Origin of the sequence: Thermobifida fusca YX (genome assembly GCF_000012405.1) — a bacterium.
Lineage (GTDB): Bacteria > Actinomycetota > Actinomycetes > Streptosporangiales > Streptosporangiaceae > Thermobifida > Thermobifida fusca.
The window spans coordinates 165,539-182,082 of the sequence record NC_007333.1 but is presented as its reverse complement, the minus strand read 5'-3'; the positions used below and the strand labels follow the sequence as shown (position 1 = coordinate 182,082).

Sequence of the window (16,544 nt, the reverse complement as noted above, 5' to 3'; positions counted from 1 at the left end):
TCAACGTTGCGGAGACGGGGGCGGCGGCACGCGGTGGGCGAGGAGCAGACCCGCCGTGGTGCCTTCGACGTAGGGCTCGAGGCTGCCCTGGACCAGGACCGTGCCGTTGCTGAGCGCCGATTGGGAGTAGGGCACCTCATCAGGGTCGGTCTCGCCTTCCGGCAGGAGGCGTTCCCACCCCTGGTCGCTCAGGTGCGTGTAGATCGTCTCGATCGCCTCCTCGGCGTCGAGTCCTTCAGCGGTGACCCCGACCGGGCGGTAGCACTCCTGCGGAGTGCACTGCTGTCCGAGGTCGGTGTAGCTGATGCCGTCCGGGGCCGCCCCCAGCACCTCCAGCGGCGGTGCGGCTGCGGGCACGACGGGAGCGGTGTCGGAGGTCCACGGCCGGTACAGCAGGGTGACGGCTGTCGTGGTCAGCAGCGCGAGGATCCCCGCTACCGCCAGGCCGACTTGGACCCTTCTGGAGCGCAGCAGCGCCATCATCGAGACATCATCCCCCGAGCCCTGCGGGCGTGCTCAACCAGCGGTCTCGGGCACCGGAGTACTACCGGTCAGGTGGGCCAGGAGCGAGGTGAAGAAGCCGAGACCGTCCGTGGAGGGCCCGGTGAGCGCCTCCACAGCGTGTTCCGGGTGCGGCATGAGCCCCACCACGTTGCGGTGCTCGTTGGTCACTCCGGCGATGTTGTCCATGGAGCCGTTGGGCGCGGAGTCGACGTACCGCACCACCACGCGGTTGTCGCGTTTCAGTTCGGCGATGGTCTCCGGGTCGGCCACATAGTTGCCCTCCCCGCTTTTGAGCGGGATGAGGAGTTCCTGGCCGGGCGAGTAGCCGTTGGTCCAGACGGTGTCCGCGGCCTCGACCCTGATCAACTGGTCGCGGCAGATGAAGTGCCGTGACGCGTTGCGGGTCAGTGCGCCGGGCAGCAGCTGGCTTTCGCACAGGATCTGGAACCCGTTGCAGATTCCCAGCACCGGAAGGTTGCCGGAGCGGGCAGCGGGCACGATCTCGGTCATGATCGGCGCGAAGCGGGCAATGGCCCCACAGCGCAGATAGTCGCCGTAGGAGAAGCCGCCAGGCAGCACGACCGCGTCGACACCTTTGAGGTCGGCGTCGCCGTGCCAGAGTGAGACGGGTTCTGCGCCGGCGATCCGCACCGCGCGCGCAGCGTCCCTGTCGTCAAGGGAACCAGGGAAGGTGACGACGCCCACACGTGGGGCAGCCATATGGGCACTCTCCGAAATCGTCGATGGGAGCAAGGCTGGGCCGAGTCTCGTCCCGAACAGCTCGACCTTGTATGAGACTACCCGCTGTGTGAGGCTGTGGTCGTGGCGCTGCCCCGCTTGCAGCCCCGCGGGGCGGGCCTCCCCGGGGAGCGTCGCCTGCGGAGTCCCCGGCAGAAATCCCGCCAGGAAAGGGAATTCCATGCCGCTGGATCCGGAAACCCGCGCGCTGATCGACGAACTCGTCTCCGGCTCCCCGCCCGGGGAAGCGGTAGGGGTGCCGGACGCCTCGCTGCACTCCTCGCTGCGGGAGCGCCGGATCGTCGGCCCTGGCGTGGCTCTCGTGCGTGACCTTACGATTCCCTCCCCCGCGGGCGGGATCCCGGCCCGGCTCTACCATCCGGCGCCGGACAATCCTGCCACCGGGTGCGCGGTGTTTTTCCACGGCGGCGGCTACGTCTTCGGGAATCTCGACACGCACGACCACATTGCGCGCCTGCTCGCCGCGGAAAGCAGGGCCGCCGTGGTCGCGGTGGACTACCGTCTGGCCCCGCAGCACCGGTTCCCGGCCGCGGTCGAGGACGCGTTCACCGCGACCCGCTGGGTGGCTGAGCACGCTACCCGACTGGGGGTGGATGCCGCGCGACTGGCGGTGGTAGGCGACAGTGCGGGCGGCGGGCTCGCCGCGGCAGTCGCTCTCCTGGTCCGGGACGGAGGCCCCCCGCTGGCTGCACAAGTGCTCATCTACCCGGTGATCGACCTGACCGGCTACCCGGTCACCGCGGACACCCCGTACCCTTCCCGGATCGCCCACGGCGAAGGCTGCTTCCTCACCACCGCGGCGATGCAGCACGTGGTCGAACAGTATCTGGCGGATCCCGCGGACGCCGCGGACTTCCGGGCGTCGCCGATCCGTGCGGCGGACCTGTCTGGTGCGGCGCCCGCCCTGGTGGTCAGCGCCGAGTTCGACCCGCTCCGCGACGAGGCGGAAGCCTATGCGCGCGCGTTGGCAGCCGTCGGGGTGCCCGCCACCACAGTCCGGATCAACGGGGGTGTGCACGGCATGTTCGGCCTGGGACCGGTCCTGCCGCTGAGCCGCCACGCAGAGCTTCCGGTCATTGCGCTGCTGCGCGACACGCTGCAACCGCCACAGCGGTGATTGACCCCCGTCTTACCTCTTGACGCAGTAGCGTTCCCCCCATGGCAGCCACCCATGACCCCCGACCCTTCCGATGGCCCAGGCTTATTCGGGACGGTGGACTCTTTTTTCGGCAGGCGGTGCAGACTTTCCGCACCACGGGCGCCATCATTCCCAGCGGTGCCGCACTCGCCAGCGAGCTGGCCCGCTACGTTGCCCAGCGGAACGATCCCGCGTCGTCGTTGAGCATTCTGGAAGCAGGCCCCGGTACCGGTCCCGTCTCCCGGGCTATTGCGGCGCGTATGCGCCCCGGTGACGCTGCGGACTTGGTCGAAGCCAATCCGGTGTTCGTCGAGCACCTCACCCGGCTGGTCAAGAGCGATCCGGTGTTCCAGCCGATCGCCGACCGCGTCACCATCCACCCGACACTGGTCACTGAACTGGGCACCGACCGCCAGTTCGACGTGATCATCTCCGGGCTGCCGTTTGCGAACTTCACCGCGGACGAGGTCCGCACCATCATGGAGTACTACTTCAGCGTGCTCCGCCCCGGCGGCTACGTGTCTTTCTTCAGCTACCTGTACCTCAAGCAGGTCACAGCGGTGGTCTCTCCGCTCGACGACTATCTGCGCCGGGTGCGGTCCGGCTGGGAGGTGCGGGAGTGGGTGAACCGGTACGCGGTGGACCAGGTGCACGTGTACCGGAACATTCCCCCGGCGTGCGTCTTTCACCTGCGTAAACCGCTCTGAAAACGCGGGATGCGGTCCCGGGGCCGGGACCGCATCGGAGGAGCCCGCCGCAGTGGCGGGGCTGGGGTGAGAGCCGCGGTAGCGGGCTGCTCCGTGGGGGACGGGAGACGCCACCGAAGGGTTGGTCAGAGGATGTGGCCCACCCCGGCTTTCTGCACCTTGGCGGGCACCGACTGGGTGGGGTCGATCCGGCCGTGGAGCGGAGGGCTCCAGGTCTGCTTGTTCTCGATGGTCGGGCTGTGGACCGCGTTGTATTCGTCGAGGAAGCTCACCTGGTGGTGCCGGGAGCGGCCGTTGGCGTAGCTTCCCTTCTCGTACATCTGGGTGCCCTTCCAGTGGGCGACGACCTGGGAGAAGTCGACGGACGGGTCGATGTCGAAGTAGTTGTTCTCCGCGTACAGCGCGGATTCCACGCCGACCCCCCACGAGTACTCGTAGGTCTTCTCGCCCTCGGGCGTGGCAGGGATCACGTAGTGGTTGTTGTACACGTGGACCTGCCCGTAGCGGACCCGGGGAGCGCGCTGCAGCACGTTCTCCCAGCGGTTGTGGTGCAGGGTGACCCGCAGTTTGCCCACGTCGTAGGTTGGCGAGTCGGTGCTGCCGATGAGCATGGTCTTGTCGTGGTCGCGCAGCACGTTGTAGGAGACGGTGACCAGGTCGGCCCCGTGGGTGATGTCCAGGAGCCCGTCGTGGACCTGGAATTCGCGGCCGAAGTATTCGGGCAGGTCACGGTCGAGTACTGCGCCGTCGCTGAACTCGTTGTGGTCGATCCACACGTGGGTGGAGCGGCGGACCGAGACTCCGTCGAATTCGGAGTTCCAGTTCCCTTCGGGGCCGTCCGTGGGATCCCACTGGGGGAAGCAGTCCTGGGCGGTTTCGAAGATGATGTTGCGGATGATCACGTTGTCGACGCTGTCCACCATGACCTGGGCGCCGACGAGTGTGGCGTCGTCGCCCAGGCCGATGAGGGTCGTGTTGGAGCCGACTTCGATGACGACCTGGTCGCGCTGGTTGCGGTAGGAGCGTTCCCGCGCTTCTTCGAGGGGGCCGGACGGTTCCTGGTCCCAGCCCCAGACTTCGGGGTCGTAGGTAGCGAGGTAGGCGTCGAAGTCGTATTCCGGGTCGGCGTAGTCGTCGCAGGTGAGCTGGTTGCCGTGCTCGTCGGTGTTGGCGTCGATGCGCCCCTTGAGGAAGACGATCTTGGGTGTGTCGTTGGTGCGGCCTCCGGCCAGTGCCTCGCGCAGTTCGGCGTAGGTCGTGACAACGTAGACGTGTTCGGGGTCGGCCGCAGCGCCGCCGGTGGTACCGCCGTCGTAGGCGGCCCAGCCGTCGTTGGGGGCGAGCACTTCGCGGGCGACTTGTTCGGCTTTGGGGGAGACCCCGGCGTGGTGGTGCGGCTGAGCCAACGCGCTGCTGGGTGCCGCCAGGGTGAGCGGCAGCGCGAGGGCCACGCCGAGGGTGGCAGCTCTTCGCATAGAACTCTCCTCGTCACCCGGCTCACAGCCGGTGAACGGTGATGGGGGAAGCAACTCGGGAAAGCGCTTTACGTGAAACTAGTCACATAAGTTACGCGATGTCAATCAGAGAATTCCAGAAAACCTCGACAACCAGGGGATTTTCCAGCAGACCCGGTTTCCTCTCAAGGGAAAGCCCTTACCACAAAGGCCGAGAGCGCCGCTCCCCGCTGCCGGGGGAGGGGCGACCGCGCGAACAGTCAACCTCCCATAGCGGCCACCGCCGTGTCGAAGCCGCGCGCGAGCGCAGCCGGATCCTGCCGGGCAGCCTGCTCGTCCAACTCCCCGCGGCTCACCACTTCGAGTGCGCCCCGGTACCCCTGGCTGTCCCTCCGGTCCGGCGGCACCACCTCAGCAGCGCCGCCCCGGACCACGAGCACCGTTCCAGCATCAGTCGAGCGCAGCAGCTCCGCCACATGTTCAGCGCGGATAACCCCCATGCCTCCTCCTGTCTGCTTCGGCCTGGCCCCGCGGTGCACCTACCGCGCCGCCCGGTACTTCTCCCGGCGCTGCTCGTACTCTGCGCGGTCGATCTCTCCCTCAGCGAGCTGCCGGTCGAGGTCCCGGAGCAGCGAATCGCTCTCCAACCGCCTCCGCTCCCAGAACTCTGGTGAACGGACCTGCCGCTCCGCGGACCGCTGCGCGTGCCAGAGCACCACCACGACGGTGATGATCACCCCCACCGGAATGATCACGGCCAACAGGGCCATCAGCAGGAGCCCGAATTCCATGCCGTTCATTGCCCTCCGCTCCCTTCGGCGGGCAGTCAGGTCGTAGCCTTCCGCTACCCAGCCCGCCGCAGCCGACACACCGGCAGAGCGCTAGGGGCGATCGGCCACAAAAATCGCTGTACCGGGGATGATGCGGCCTCGCAGCGGACTCCATCCGCCCCAGACCTGGTCGTTGTCCTCGGGCCACTCCGGTTCGACGATGTCGCGGATGACCAGTCCAGCGTCGGCGAGGGCACGCACCCAGTCGCCGATCGTGTGGTGGGCTTCCACGTACAGGGCGCGCCCGTACTCGTCCTCCTCCACATAGGGGCGGCGGTCGAAATAGGAGTCGCGGGCCTGCAGTCCGTCTTCCCCCGGACTGTCGGGAAAGCACCAGCGGATCGGGTGGCTGACCGAGAACGCCAGCCGCCCGCCCGGCCGCAGCACCCGGGCCGCTTCCGCCAGCGCGGTCCGGATATCCGGAATGAACGGGAAAGCGCCAAACGAGGAGCAGACCACGTCGAATGACGCGTCGGCAAACGGCAGCCACTGCGCATCGGCCTGCACCACGGGCAGCCGGTGCCCAGTGGCCTTGTCCAGGCGGTGCGAATGCTGGAGCTGCCGGGCGGACATGTCAATCCCCACGACTTCGGCGACCCCTTGGGCACGCAGCCACCGGCCGCACTGTCCTGCCCCGCAGCCGATTTCCAAGACCCGCCGCCCCACCAGATCCGCCGGGTTCCCCAGCAACTGCGCTTCCCGTTCAGTGAGCCCTTCGGGACCCCACACGAACTCGGCATCGCCGAGGAAACTGCCGTGCTCCGCCTGGTATTCGTCGGCGGCGCGCTCCCACCACAGCCGGCTGGCCCGGGCACTCTCCTGCGGGCCGAGGGGGCGGCGTGCAACCCGGTGGACGGTCGCCTGCTCCACGTCGTCGATCATGTCCTCATTCTTGCCGCAGGCCCCATGAGAGTGGGGGCCGTACCGCGGGTACGGCCCCCTGCGGGCACTGTTATGGACCTTCCGGTATTCCGGTCGGACCGGTGATGTTCTCCCGCTCTCCCGCTGAGCCATCACCCCCTTTCTCCTCTTTCCTGTGTGGAGCGTGGGGAAGACGGAGTCAGCGGAGCACGGGGAAACGGCGCACGATCCCCAGGTTGCTCCACCAGCCACCGAGTCCGAAGGTGTCGCCGGCGTTCGTCAACGCGAGAGCGATCACGGTGAGCCCCATGACGATGTGGTCGTCCATGAAGGGGTTGGTTTCGGGAGGCAGCACGGCGGTCCACATCAGGAAGAGCAGGAGGGCGCCTGTTGCGGCCGCGATACGCATCCCGATCCCCAGCAGAAGGGCCACCCCGATCCCGAGGAGGCCGAGCATGAAGAGGAAGTCAGCCCAGGCTGCACCGGCAATGGCGCGGTAGGCATCCGCGAACGGTCCCGAGACTGCGTTCGTGAGAAAGCCGTGGGTGGGGCTGCCGCCGTTGATCCATGCTCGTTCTGCGGGTGTGGCGAAGCCCAGACCGATCAGTTTGTCCAGGAAAGCCCAGAGGAAGATCCACCCGATGGACAGCCGGATAGCGGCGAGGACTCCGCGGGCCCACGGGTGGGCCACGATGGGCCGGGGGTCCGTCGACGAGCGGTCGCTTTCGGCGTGCGGGGAAACTGTCCGGACCGTGGTTTTCTCCTCCAGCATTGCAACACCCTTTCGCGGTGCCTGTGGAACCACTTCCAGACAACTCCTGACGCCGATCTTCTTCCAGGGTCTTCCGTAAGGGGAGAGCAAGCCGGAAGGTCCCAGAAAAAGCGACGTATTTATAGATTGAGGGTGTCTTTGCGGGGATATGACTACGGACTAGTTCAAGGTTCTGCCCCTGTCCGGAACTTTCCGGACTCAATCCCTTGTGACCTGCATTAATGCAGAATTCTTTGTCCTATAGGACAGGGGGTCGCTCCTCGCTTTCCACCGGTTTTCCGCGGGGAGCACCCTGCATGCCAAGGTGAATTCTGTCACACCTTGTTCGGAGTGGTGGAAGAAACGGTGTCCGGCTCGGCGGGTTCCGATTTCTGTGCCGCGTCCTGGACTTCACGGCGGACCAGGAAAACCCATCCGCCAACGGCGATCACCGTGAACGTCCACCATTGGACCGCATAGGAGAAGTTCATCCCCGTGTTGACCTTGGTCACTTCGACCGGTTCGGGCGCGGCTGCGGGAGCCGGGGTCTCCTCGACCAGTTCCACATACCCCCCGTACACCTCGTAGGGGAGGTCTGCGGCAATGGCGGGCACGTCGATGAGCATGATCTGCCCTTCGGGAAGCCCGTCCCGGGAGTGGATGCCGGTGCTCTCCGGGGTCTCCGAGACTTGCAACCGCCCCGTCACGGTGACTTCTCCCTGGGCAGCGGGCGGCACCTCGGGACTCTCGGTCGCCGTGGGCGGCTGCGCCACCCATCCCCGGTTGACGAGTACCGCTGTGCCGTCCTCCGTCACCAAAGGGGTGAGGACGTGCATCCCGACCCCGCCGGAACCGCTCCGGTTGCGCACGAGGAGCTCCCGGTCAGGGTCGTAGGTGCCCGTGACCGTGACCCTCCGCCAGCGGTCCTCGGGGGCGACTTCGCCACCGACCGAGGTCAGCTCCTCAATCGGGACCGGGTCGGCGGCAAGGTTGGCCTCCTGCAGCTCGACTACCGCGGCTTTGGTCTCGGCCCGTTCGTACTGCCACAGCCCCAGGGCGATGAACGAGGGCACCACCACGAGCAGCAGCACGTGGAACGCCATCATCCGAGGCGAGATCAGGACACGAAGCACACCATCGAGGCTAGGGGATCGTCGCCGGTCCCCTGCACCGCCCCGGTCACTTCGCTCAGGTCCCGTACACCAGGGGACTCTCCAACCGCAGCACCGCCATCACCGCTACGTGGTCCGAGTAGGAGGCGGGGAGCACCGCGCCCTGTTCCCGGACGAGACCTGCGGTAGCAAAGATGTGGTCGAGCTCCTTGTCGGGGTCGTCAGCAGGGAAGGTGGGGGAGGGACGCACCCGGAACAGCGCGTCGTACAGTCCGGCGCGCTCCATCTCCCGCCAGGCTGCGCCGTTGCGTTCGAAGTTGAAGTCACCGCCCACAATGACGGGGCGTCCATGCGCGGAGCGGCGTTTGATGATGATGTCAGCCAAGTCCGCGGCCTGCAGGGTCGGCTCTTTGGGCTCCTCGCCCTCTTCCGTGCCCGGAGACTGCAGATGGGTGGCGATCACCTCGATCTCCGTGGTTTCGTATTTGACCACGACGGCCAGTGCTTGAGCTCCGGTCGTCGAACCGTAGCCGCGCAGCGGATAGCCGACAGTCTCCACGATCGGCAGCCGGGTCAGGACGGCATCGCCCCACAGTTGTCCGTTGGAGGGGGCGAACACGGCCTGCATGTCGAGCATTCGGGCGAGGGTGCCGAGGGTGTCCTGGCCTCCGGTGAGGAACCAGCCCCGGTCCACTTCGTTGAGTAGTACCACGTCGGGCTGGGCGCGCTGGATGGTCTCGGCGATCCCTTCGATGTCGTATGTACCGGTGAGGCCGTACCCCATCCGTATGTTGTAGGCGACCACCCGCAGCTCGTTGCCCGCGGGAGTCCGCGTGGTGTCGGAGAAGGGGTCTGTCGTCGCATAGAGCGGCACCACCTGGGGCAGGATCGCGGCCACGATTCCTGCGCTGGCGGCAAGCGTCGCCCCCGGCCACCGGTAGAACACGGACCGGCGGACCCGGCTTCCGGAGTCGCGGTCTTTGGCCCGTCCGTGCACGACCGCCGCCACAGCGATGAGCAGTGCCACCCCGACGACGAGGGCGTCCGTCGGGTAGCCCAGGGTGTATCCCGCGTAGATGCCCAGCAGGACGGCGTAGAAGACGAGGCTGCCGAAGAACACGGCCAGGCTGGCGTTGTTGGCTCGTGGGGGGCGGCCCCGCGCCCCCGGCCAGTCCGCCCAGCTCAACGCAGCGATGAGAGCGATCGCCCCTACCGCTTGGGCGATGGGAGCGTAGAAGGGGAGGAGCCCGGGGACTCCCTCATCGGTCGTGGTGGGGAAGATCGCTGCACCGACCGCGATGACGAGCACGGCCCCGGAGAGGAGCGGGGTGGAGCCGGGGGTGGAGGAAGCTCCCGCGACCACGGCCGCCAGTGCCACGGCCATCATGACGAGGGCAGCGGCCCACCCGTCCGGCCAGCCAGTCGCTGCTTCCGCGCGGGCCGGCGCGGCCGTAACGGTCACCGCGACCAGCAGCGCGGGCGGCAGCAAGAAGCACAGCACGGAGTCGGCGGCCTGTTTAACGAAGTCGTCCCGGCTCACGCGGGAGGTTCTGGCCAGCACCCAGGCGAAGAGCAGGAGCTGCACAGCGGTCAGCACCCAGCCGAGCACCTCGGAGCGCCACACCACCGCATAGGTGCCCAGGGCGGTGTGGGTGAGGGTGGCCAAGGCGATGCCGGCCGCGAAACCGCGCAGCAGGGAGCGGCGCATCCGCACGACGATCGTGGCGAGCCAGGTCAGCCCGACAGCGAGCCCGAGGGAGGACACGTACAACTGGAGCTGCTCCCCACTGAGGCCTTGGAGCCCGAGCCGCGCCCCCACGAGCAGGACCGCGAACCACACGTCCACTGGCAGTTGGGCGGAGCGCTCCACCGTCTTCTGGGTGACGAGGAAGCGCAGCAGCAGGATGGGGAGCGGGGCGAGGAACCAGACGAGGACGAAAAGCCCGACGTTCTGCAGTGGTGTCGTCCCTTCCTGGCCAAAAACTATGACTAGTGACGACAACCACACACGGAGTATGTCGAGGAGAATCCAGACTCCGGCTCCGATCGTCGCTATAGGGACGAATCCACGGTCAGTGAGGCTCTTCGGAGTGCCCATAAGAGTCCTTCTTCTGTTTAGAACCCCGACTTATCCCCCGTCCAGCAGAGAGATTGTGTCTTAGATCACTGAAAAATCCAAGCTTTTCCGAGTTCCTTCGGAACTGTGAATTTTGTCTTCTCAGACACGCAAGTGCCCCCGGCAGGACTGCCGGGGGCACGGAACGTGGGAATCAGGAAAGGAACGGGAATCAGTTCTCGCTTGCGTTCCGCTTCCGCCGCGTGAAGTACATGGCCGCACCGCCGCCGCCCAGAGCCGCGACAGCAGCGGCAACCAGGCCGCCGAGGGCCGCACCGGTCACCGGCAGGGTGTCCTCAGCCGCGGGAGCGGGCTTGGCGTCTTCCGCGGGCTTGTCGTCGGCGGCGGGCTTTTCGCCGCCCTCATCGGGCTTGGGCTGCTCGCTGCCGCCGCCGGGCTGCTCAGGCTCCGCGGGTTTGTTCGGGGCGGCGGTGTCCTCTTCCGGGCAGTCGGACTCGGCCGAGCCGAGGACCGAGACCGCGTTCCCGCAGACGTCGACGTCGGCGTCGATCGGAACGGCGATCTTGTTGTCGTTGAGAAGGCCGCCGCCAGAGCCGTCGGAGGGGACGTCGCTGCTGTTCACCACGTCGTCCGCGGCGTCCTCCAACGCTTCGACGATGGTGTCGCAGGTGCCCTTGGCCTCACCGAGGGCGGTGATGGTGTTGCCGCAGACGTTGAGGGCGACATTCACCGGGATCACGATCTGGTTGCCGTTGGCGAGACCGCCGCCCTGGTTGCTCTGGAGCGTGACTGCTCCGCCGGACGCCGACTTCAGGGCGTCGACGAACGACTGGCAGGCGCCCTGGGCGTCGCCGAGTACGGCAACGGTGTTGCCACAGACGTCGAGAGCGACGTCCACCGGAATGATGATCTGGTTGCCGCTGACGGCCTGATCCGCAGAGGCGGGAGAGGCGAATCCGACCGCCAAACCGGCCGCAAGTACAGCAGCCGAGGCAAACGTGGTTTTACGCATGTTTCCGGTATGACCTTTCGCTAACTATTACTCGTAGCGAATGACAGAGCACAAAGAGTCACCGTGAGCGGGATCGGTGAACCACGGCTCGACATCCAAAGCTTGGTGCTGTGTTCAGCGGCGAGGGAGACCTTATAGGCCATTGGCGGGTCGATAAGAAATATCCGCGATCCACCCTTGGCCGCTGACAGACCGTAACGTTAGCAGTTTATTGGTCTTCCGTGAGGCTTTCTGCGAGACCTTTTGAAGAACTCATGAGTTTCCCCGGACAGCTTTTCGTTCAAAAAGCCGGAAACGTTGCCACACCCCGCGAGCATCCCCGCAACCAGCACAGAGTCCACGAAAAAGGACAAAACAGATACACCACATATCTGCGACACAGAGGCGATCAGCACCCGGAAGAATCGGAAAAAGCCGCATTCTCCTGATTCGCGGCAGAATATGAGAGAAAACCACATTTATGGTTGATATCCGAAGTTTTCCGCCGCAACGCTCACAGCAGAGAGGTCAGCGGGACGATCTATTGGCCGCACGGCGGAATTCCCCTCGATCGGAGCTCTGCTTCCGCGGTCAGGTGCTGTCCCACCGGTCGACTCAATTCATCCGATGACCGGATCTTTTGCTGTCTGGAGGGCTCTTCCTGTCGCAGCAGGCAGAACGGCTGAGGATGCAGTCTCCTGCTCAGAGCCCCGGTCCCGCTCCGGGACACCGGGAAGGCAGAGGCTGCGCCGCTTCTTTCCAGGAACCAGATGTCGCAGGGACCCCATCGCTGCCCCGCGGAACGTGGTCGGACCTCTCCTGCCCGGAGACGCCCGGTATGCACACCGCCAGGCACGCTTCGCCCGGACACCGCCGGTCCCGTTTCCGGAACCTCGAGAGGCCGGATCAGTGCTCCGATTCCTTGGCCTTGCAGGAAGGGCAGACCCCCCAGAAGACCACTTCGGCCTCATCGACGGTGTAACCGTGCGCTTGCGACGGCGCCAAGCACGGGGCTTCCCCCACCACGCAGTCGATGTCGGTCACCTCACCGCAAGCACGGCAGACCAGGTGGTGGTGGTTGTCGCCCACCCGCGTCTCATACCGTGCCGGGGATCCCGCAGGTTCGATACGGCGGAGCAGCCCGGCTGCGGTGAGAGCGTGCAGGCTGTCGTAGACGGCCTGAGTCGACACGTGCCCAACCCGTTCTCGGACAGCGCGCGCCACGCGGTCGGCGTCCAGGTGGTTCCCCTGGCGGACCGCGTCAAGGATCGCCAGGCGTGCGGCGGTCACCCGCAGCCCGGCAGCACGCAGCGAAGCGGCGTCGTCCATGGCTCACACCCTAAGAAGAGGTTATCTGGAATCGATCAAGAAAACGACCGTATCCACTTATTCTGCTGCACCCCTCCCAACACTCCTCCAAGAGCCCCAACTTTCGGTCGCTCCGTTATTACTCTGGGTAATCTCGCTGGTGCATTTCGATGACGCCAAGCCTGACATAAGTAACAAATCAGATTCATCATCACAGCTACCTACACCTGTCGTCCAGTGCCCCGCGTCTTCTATTCACGACGGCCGAACCAGCTTTCCAGGAGACACGTGTGACCCCGTTTTCCTCACTCACTCTCCCCAACGGTCGCCCGCTCCGCTTCGGTGCGCTGCTGGCTACCGCCCTGCTCGCCACCGCCTGCGGCACGGCCTCGGACGAGTTGAGCAACGACTCGTCTGACCGCCCTGCGCAGCCCACCCCGTCGGCCTCCGCCGAACCGGTCAAGGAGCCGTACACCGTGGCGATCGGTGGGGACGTCATGTTCGAGGGCATGCTGCGGCAGCGGCTGGACGCAGACCCGGCCACTGCCATGGGCCCGGTCGCCGAAGTCTTCCAGGAAGCCGACGTCAGCGTCGTCAACCTGGAGACCGCTGTCACCGACGGCGGCACCCCGGCCCCGGCCAAGCAGTTCGTGTTCCGCGCCCCGGCCACCGCCTTCACCGCTCTCAAAGAGGCCGGTATCGACGTGGCCACCGTGGCCAACAACCACGGCATGGACTACGGGACCGAAGGGCTCCTCGACACTCTCGAGAACGCCGAAGCCGCAGACTTCCCCATCATCGGCGCGGGCCGCGACATCGCCGAGGCGTATGAGCCCGAGTTCTTCGAAGTCAAAGGGAACACCCTGGCCATCATCGGCGCCACCGATGTCCTCGACGACCACCTCATCCCCGAATGGACTGCGGGTGAGGGCAAGCCCGGCCTGGCCTCCACCAAGGGCGAGATGATCACCCACGCGATCGACGCTGTGGAGAAGGCGAGCGCCGAAGCCGACGCCGTCATCGTGTTCCTGCACTGGGGGCTCGAAGGCGACCACTGCCCCCTGCCGCACGCCCCCGACCTCGCCAAGCAGCTCATCGACGCCGGCGCCACCGCTGTCGTCGGCGGACACGCCCACGTGGTCAGCCCCGGCGGGTACATGGGCAGCTCCTACGTGCACTACGGTCTCGGCAACTTCGTCTTCTACAACTTCAACGGCCCCACCGCTGAGACCGGTGTCCTCCGCCTCACCCTCCAGGGCGGGGAAATCCTCGAAGACGAATGGCTGCCCGGCCGCATCGAAGGCGGCGTCCCGATCCTGTTCGAAGACGAGCAAGCAATCGCCGAAGGAGTGGCCCGGTTCGAGGGCTACCGAGAACAGTGCAGCGGGATCAACTTGACCGCTGAACCGGGCGAACCGGCTGTCTGACCCGGCTGAGGAAGACCCCGACCAGCTTTCGCGCGGTACGGCGCCCGCCTGCACTGCCGTACCGCGCCCGCCCGGACGCGCCGCGCGGAAAAAGAACACGGAAAGCCGCTAGACAACTCCGCGTACGCGGGCGGCACGGCCGCACTGCCGCACCGCTGCTCGCCTCCGTCCCCGAGAACTACCCGCGGCGGCCTGCCCCTGCCGCACCGAGCAGACGACCGGCAGCTGGACACTGCCCTGCTTCCCGCACTACCCGGGAAGCACTCCCTCGGTCGACGGCGCCCCTCCTGCTGACCGGTTGCCGCGGCACATGCAGCCTTCGTATTCCCAGGCCAGGCCTGCCCCGTCTCTGCCGCACTAGGGAAACCCCTTTCGAGCGTGACGGACGTCCGCGGGCGCAGCGGCCTTTCATGGCGTGCCGCAGCAGAAAGCCCCCGCATCCCCTTCGGGGGAACGCCTCGCACGGCCGCTCCCTCCCCGCCATGCTCCCCGGGAACGGGAATCAGGACATCCTCTTTTCCGAGATTCGGACAGCGAAGCAGCGGAAAACCCCGCAGGCATCACGGCCACAAGTGGCCAAAATCTATGAAACGGACCATCTATACCCGGGAGTCGGAATAGTACATAAACAAACTGACCACGAAAGGCATCACAGAGATCGTGACCACCAATTCTCGATCTTCCACAACTCGACTTCCCGCACCATCCTCGTGTCCCACCACTTTCACTGGAGAGGAGGTCTTCCCCGCCCTCCGAAACGGATCAGCAGTCATCTCCCCGCCCTCCCTCATCAACGCGCCATTGCGCCGAATCCCCTCCCAGCAGCGCAGCATGGCGCGGGTCCAGCGCATGCTCGACGCCTGCGCGGAACTCCTGGACGAGGCCGGATACGCCGAACTCACCACCACCAAGATCGCGGAACGCGCCGGGGTCGCGATCGGCTCGGTCTACCAGTTCTTCCCCGATAAGAAGGCGATCACCCAAGCACTCGGCCTGCGCTATCTCGACATTTTCAGTGCGCGGATCGTCCGCCGGATCACCGAGCAGAACTTCGACCACTGGACCGAGACCGTTGACGCGATTATCGACGAATACGTCACTATGCACCGTGAGGAACCCGGATTCCGTTTTCTCCGGTTCGGTGACGCAATCGACCCCAAGCTGTTGGATTCCACACGGGAGAACAATCAAGTCATCGCAACGCGCTTACGCGATCTGCTGATTTCCCTCGCCGGGGCCGTACAAAGTGAGAAGCTTGACTTAGCGGTCCTCGTCTCCGTCGAGGCCGCGGACGCGGTGCTCAAAATGGCTTTCCGCGACGACGCCGACGGCGACCCCCGTCTCATCACCGCGGCCAAACAGCTCGTCCGCAGCTATCTGGAACACGTCTTCGGCGACGAACCGGACACCGCCCAGGAACTCCACGAGAGTACAGACGACAGGTCACCGGCCTAGCGCCAACAGCAGTCCGCGCACCGGCCCCCGCTCCCCAGTGGCCCGGCTGACCATCCGCGACCGTGGGACGGACCCTCCGGGGCAGCGGAGCAGCGCCTCGTCCGCCGCCCAGCCCCGCACACGCCCGTTATCCGCCTGCCCGCACACCACGAGGTCCGCGACGCGCCGGCCCACCCATCCACCTCGGTCGGCGGGGCGCATCTCATGAGGGAGGAACTCGCAGTGGTAGCCGACAGCACACTGAGCCGAACGTTGACAGGAATCGCCGCCGGGGTCCCCTACCTCGCGATCCCGCCGTCCGACCCGGCCCCGACCGTGCCCATCGTCGTCGCATTGCACGCCTTCGAACCGCCGCGCAGCGAAGCCGCGCTCGCCGGCACCCTGCCACTACTCGGACTCCCCGCCTGGAGGTTCTACCTCGGCCTTCCCCTCTTCGGCCACCGCCTCCCCAAAGGCGGCGTGTCCGAAGTCAACCGCCTCGGCCGGGAAGACTACCTGCTCCAGCTCTACAGCCCGGTCGTGCGGCAGGCCGCAGCCGAACTCCCCCTCGCCGTCGCGGAACTCCGCCGGTCCTTCTCCCTCGCCGACGCTCCCCTCGGCCTCATGGGTGTTGGAGCGGGCGGAGCCGCCGTCTTCCTCGCCCTCATCGAAAGCGACCTGCCCGTCGGCGCCGTGGGCGTGGTCAACCCCGTCATCGACCCGACCCACGTCCTCTCCGCCCGGGAACGCCACCTCGGAGTCGACTACACGTGGGACGACCAGTCGCGGGACGCCGCTGCCGGACTGGACTTCACCGAACGAGCCAACGAACTCGCCTCCCGCGGGCCGGACACCCCTGTCCTCATCGTCAACGGCGAACACGACGAGATCATCCGGCCCAGCCACGGCCGTCTCCTCCACGACGCGCTCTCCCCGCACCACCAGCCCCACACTCTGCGGCACGTCGTGATTCCCGACCTCGCCCACACTCTAGGCCCCGAACCCGGGCTCGACCCTGGACCGCCCACCCCCGGGACGGTCCTCACCGACCGCGCCCTCACGGAATGGTTCCACACCCACCTGATCGCCCGCCCTCAGGCCGCGCCCTGACTGCTCCGCCCCCGCACCGGCCGCGGGCTGCCCCTCCGAAATCCGCTGCCGGCCAAGAACCGCTGCCCGGCTCCTCGGCGC

Annotated in this window: 17 protein-coding genes; 5 read left to right on the top strand and 12 right to left on the bottom strand. The window is 66.5% G+C overall.

Features of this window, described 5'->3' with window-relative positions; all coding sequences use genetic code 11:
* Both TFU_RS00775 and purQ read right to left on the bottom strand, forming a co-directional pair.
* On the bottom strand, positions 1-483 hold the full coding sequence (locus TFU_RS00775; RefSeq protein ID WP_011290604.1) for a hypothetical protein: 483 nt from the start codon (positions 481-483) through the stop codon (positions 1-3).
* Positions 484-516: 33 nt separating this feature from the next.
* Positions 517-1,224 carry a phosphoribosylformylglycinamidine synthase subunit PurQ gene (purQ, locus tag TFU_RS00770; RefSeq protein ID WP_011290603.1) on the bottom strand — a complete coding sequence of 236 codons (708 nt, stop codon included), beginning with the start codon at positions 1,222-1,224 and terminating at the stop codon, positions 517-519.
* Between the two features lie 199 nt (positions 1,225-1,423).
* Between purQ and TFU_RS00765 the strand changes: the two genes are divergently transcribed.
* Together TFU_RS00765 and TFU_RS00760 are read left to right on the top strand one after the other, a co-directional pair.
* Positions 1,424-2,380, top strand: a complete 957-nt coding sequence (locus TFU_RS00765; protein WP_011290602.1) for an alpha/beta hydrolase — start codon at positions 1,424-1,426, stop codon at positions 2,378-2,380.
* A 41-nt stretch (positions 2,381-2,421) separates the two neighbouring features.
* Entirely contained in the window at positions 2,422-3,108 is a 687-nt protein-coding gene (locus TFU_RS00760; protein ID WP_011290601.1) for a class I SAM-dependent methyltransferase, read from the top strand.
* A 125-nt stretch (positions 3,109-3,233) separates the two neighbouring features.
* Here TFU_RS00760 and TFU_RS00755 read toward each other — a convergent pair whose 3' ends face one another.
* The 9 genes from TFU_RS00755 to TFU_RS00715 all read right to left on the bottom strand — a co-directional run bounded on the left by TFU_RS00755 (position 3,234) and on the right by TFU_RS00715 (position 12,513).
* Positions 3,234-4,583, bottom strand: coding sequence for a pectate lyase family protein (locus tag TFU_RS00755; RefSeq protein ID WP_011290600.1), 1,350 nt, complete (start codon positions 4,581-4,583; stop codon positions 3,234-3,236).
* Between the two features lie 239 nt (positions 4,584-4,822).
* Positions 4,823-5,062 carry a hypothetical protein gene (locus tag TFU_RS00750; RefSeq protein WP_016188034.1) on the bottom strand — a complete coding sequence of 80 codons (240 nt, stop codon included), beginning with the start codon at positions 5,060-5,062 and terminating at the stop codon, positions 4,823-4,825.
* Positions 5,063-5,101: 39 nt separating this feature from the next.
* Positions 5,102-5,362, bottom strand: coding sequence for a hypothetical protein (locus TFU_RS00745; RefSeq protein WP_011290598.1), 261 nt, complete (start codon positions 5,360-5,362; stop codon positions 5,102-5,104).
* Between the two features lie 81 nt (positions 5,363-5,443).
* Positions 5,444-6,274 carry a class I SAM-dependent methyltransferase gene (locus TFU_RS00740; RefSeq protein ID WP_011290597.1) on the bottom strand — a complete coding sequence of 277 codons (831 nt, stop codon included), beginning with the start codon at positions 6,272-6,274 and terminating at the stop codon, positions 5,444-5,446.
* A 178-nt stretch (positions 6,275-6,452) separates the two neighbouring features.
* Positions 6,453-7,025: a DoxX family membrane protein gene (locus TFU_RS00735; protein ID WP_011290596.1), complete on the bottom strand. Its 573-nt coding sequence runs from the start codon at positions 7,023-7,025 to the stop codon at positions 6,453-6,455.
* A 314-nt stretch (positions 7,026-7,339) separates the two neighbouring features.
* Positions 7,340-8,137: an SURF1 family cytochrome oxidase biogenesis protein gene (locus TFU_RS00730; RefSeq protein WP_276525619.1), complete on the bottom strand. Its 798-nt coding sequence runs from the start codon at positions 8,135-8,137 to the stop codon at positions 7,340-7,342.
* 55 nt (positions 8,138-8,192) lie between these two features.
* On the bottom strand, positions 8,193-10,214 hold the full coding sequence (locus TFU_RS00725) for an endonuclease/exonuclease/phosphatase family protein (RefSeq protein WP_011290594.1): 2,022 nt from the start codon (positions 10,212-10,214) through the stop codon (positions 8,193-8,195).
* 190 nt (positions 10,215-10,404) lie between these two features.
* The gene (locus TFU_RS00720; protein WP_011290593.1) at positions 10,405-11,205 is read right to left on the bottom strand and encodes a chaplin family protein; all 801 of its coding nucleotides are present in this window, start codon (positions 11,203-11,205) and stop codon (positions 10,405-10,407) included.
* An 885-nt stretch (positions 11,206-12,090) separates the two neighbouring features.
* Positions 12,091-12,513 carry a Fur family transcriptional regulator gene (locus TFU_RS00715; RefSeq protein ID WP_011290592.1) on the bottom strand — a complete coding sequence of 141 codons (423 nt, stop codon included), beginning with the start codon at positions 12,511-12,513 and terminating at the stop codon, positions 12,091-12,093.
* A gap of 269 nt (positions 12,514-12,782) precedes the next feature.
* On the opposite strand from TFU_RS00715, the gene TFU_RS00710 reads away from it, so the two are divergent.
* Positions 12,783-13,919: a CapA family protein gene (locus TFU_RS00710; RefSeq protein ID WP_011290591.1), complete on the top strand. Its 1,137-nt coding sequence runs from the start codon at positions 12,783-12,785 to the stop codon at positions 13,917-13,919.
* A gap of 831 nt (positions 13,920-14,750) precedes the next feature.
* Positions 14,751-15,374: a TetR/AcrR family transcriptional regulator gene (locus tag TFU_RS00705; protein ID WP_041427549.1), complete on the top strand. Its 624-nt coding sequence runs from the start codon at positions 14,751-14,753 to the stop codon at positions 15,372-15,374.
* Here TFU_RS00705 and TFU_RS15990 read toward each other — a convergent pair.
* Complete coding sequence (locus TFU_RS15990) at positions 15,363-15,548, bottom strand: hypothetical protein (protein WP_155983523.1); 186 nt, start codon at positions 15,546-15,548, stop codon at positions 15,363-15,365. The two genes, TFU_RS00705 and TFU_RS15990, sit on opposite strands and share 12 nt — an antisense overlap.
* A gap of 30 nt (positions 15,549-15,578) precedes the next feature.
* Here TFU_RS15990 and TFU_RS00700 point away from each other — a divergent pair, with 30 nt between their 5' ends.
* Positions 15,579-16,463, top strand: coding sequence for an alpha/beta hydrolase family protein (locus tag TFU_RS00700; protein WP_011290589.1), 885 nt, complete (start codon positions 15,579-15,581; stop codon positions 16,461-16,463).
* Positions 16,464-16,544: the final 81 nt, after the last annotated feature.

Coding starts and splice junctions, on each gene's coding strand:
- TFU_RS00720 (WP_011290593.1), bottom strand. CDS start 11,205: ATGCGTAAAACCACGTTTGCCTCGGCTGCTGTACTTGCGGCCGGTTTG.
- TFU_RS00715 (WP_011290592.1), bottom strand. CDS start 12,513: ATGGACGACGCCGCTTCGCTGCGTGCTGCCGGGCTGCGGGTGACCGCC.
- TFU_RS00700 (WP_011290589.1), top strand. CDS start 15,579: ATGAGGGAGGAACTCGCAGTGGTAGCCGACAGCACACTGAGCCGAACG.
- TFU_RS00745 (WP_011290598.1), bottom strand. CDS start 5,362: ATGAACGGCATGGAATTCGGGCTCCTGCTGATGGCCCTGTTGGCCGTG.
- TFU_RS00775 (WP_011290604.1), bottom strand. CDS start 483: ATGATGGCGCTGCTGCGCTCCAGAAGGGTCCAAGTCGGCCTGGCGGTA.
- TFU_RS00765 (WP_011290602.1), top strand. CDS start 1,424: ATGCCGCTGGATCCGGAAACCCGCGCGCTGATCGACGAACTCGTCTCC.
- TFU_RS00750 (WP_016188034.1), bottom strand. CDS start 5,062: ATGGGGGTTATCCGCGCTGAACATGTGGCGGAGCTGCTGCGCTCGACT.
- purQ (WP_011290603.1), bottom strand. CDS start 1,224: ATGGCTGCCCCACGTGTGGGCGTCGTCACCTTCCCTGGTTCCCTTGAC.
- TFU_RS00705 (WP_041427549.1), top strand. CDS start 14,751: ATGGCGCGGGTCCAGCGCATGCTCGACGCCTGCGCGGAACTCCTGGAC.
- TFU_RS00725 (WP_011290594.1), bottom strand. CDS start 10,214: ATGGGCACTCCGAAGAGCCTCACTGACCGTGGATTCGTCCCTATAGCG.
- TFU_RS00760 (WP_011290601.1), top strand. CDS start 2,422: ATGGCAGCCACCCATGACCCCCGACCCTTCCGATGGCCCAGGCTTATT.
- TFU_RS00740 (WP_011290597.1), bottom strand. CDS start 6,274: ATGATCGACGACGTGGAGCAGGCGACCGTCCACCGGGTTGCACGCCGC.
- TFU_RS00755 (WP_011290600.1), bottom strand. CDS start 4,583: ATGCGAAGAGCTGCCACCCTCGGCGTGGCCCTCGCGCTGCCGCTCACC.
- TFU_RS00735 (WP_011290596.1), bottom strand. CDS start 7,025: ATGCTGGAGGAGAAAACCACGGTCCGGACAGTTTCCCCGCACGCCGAA.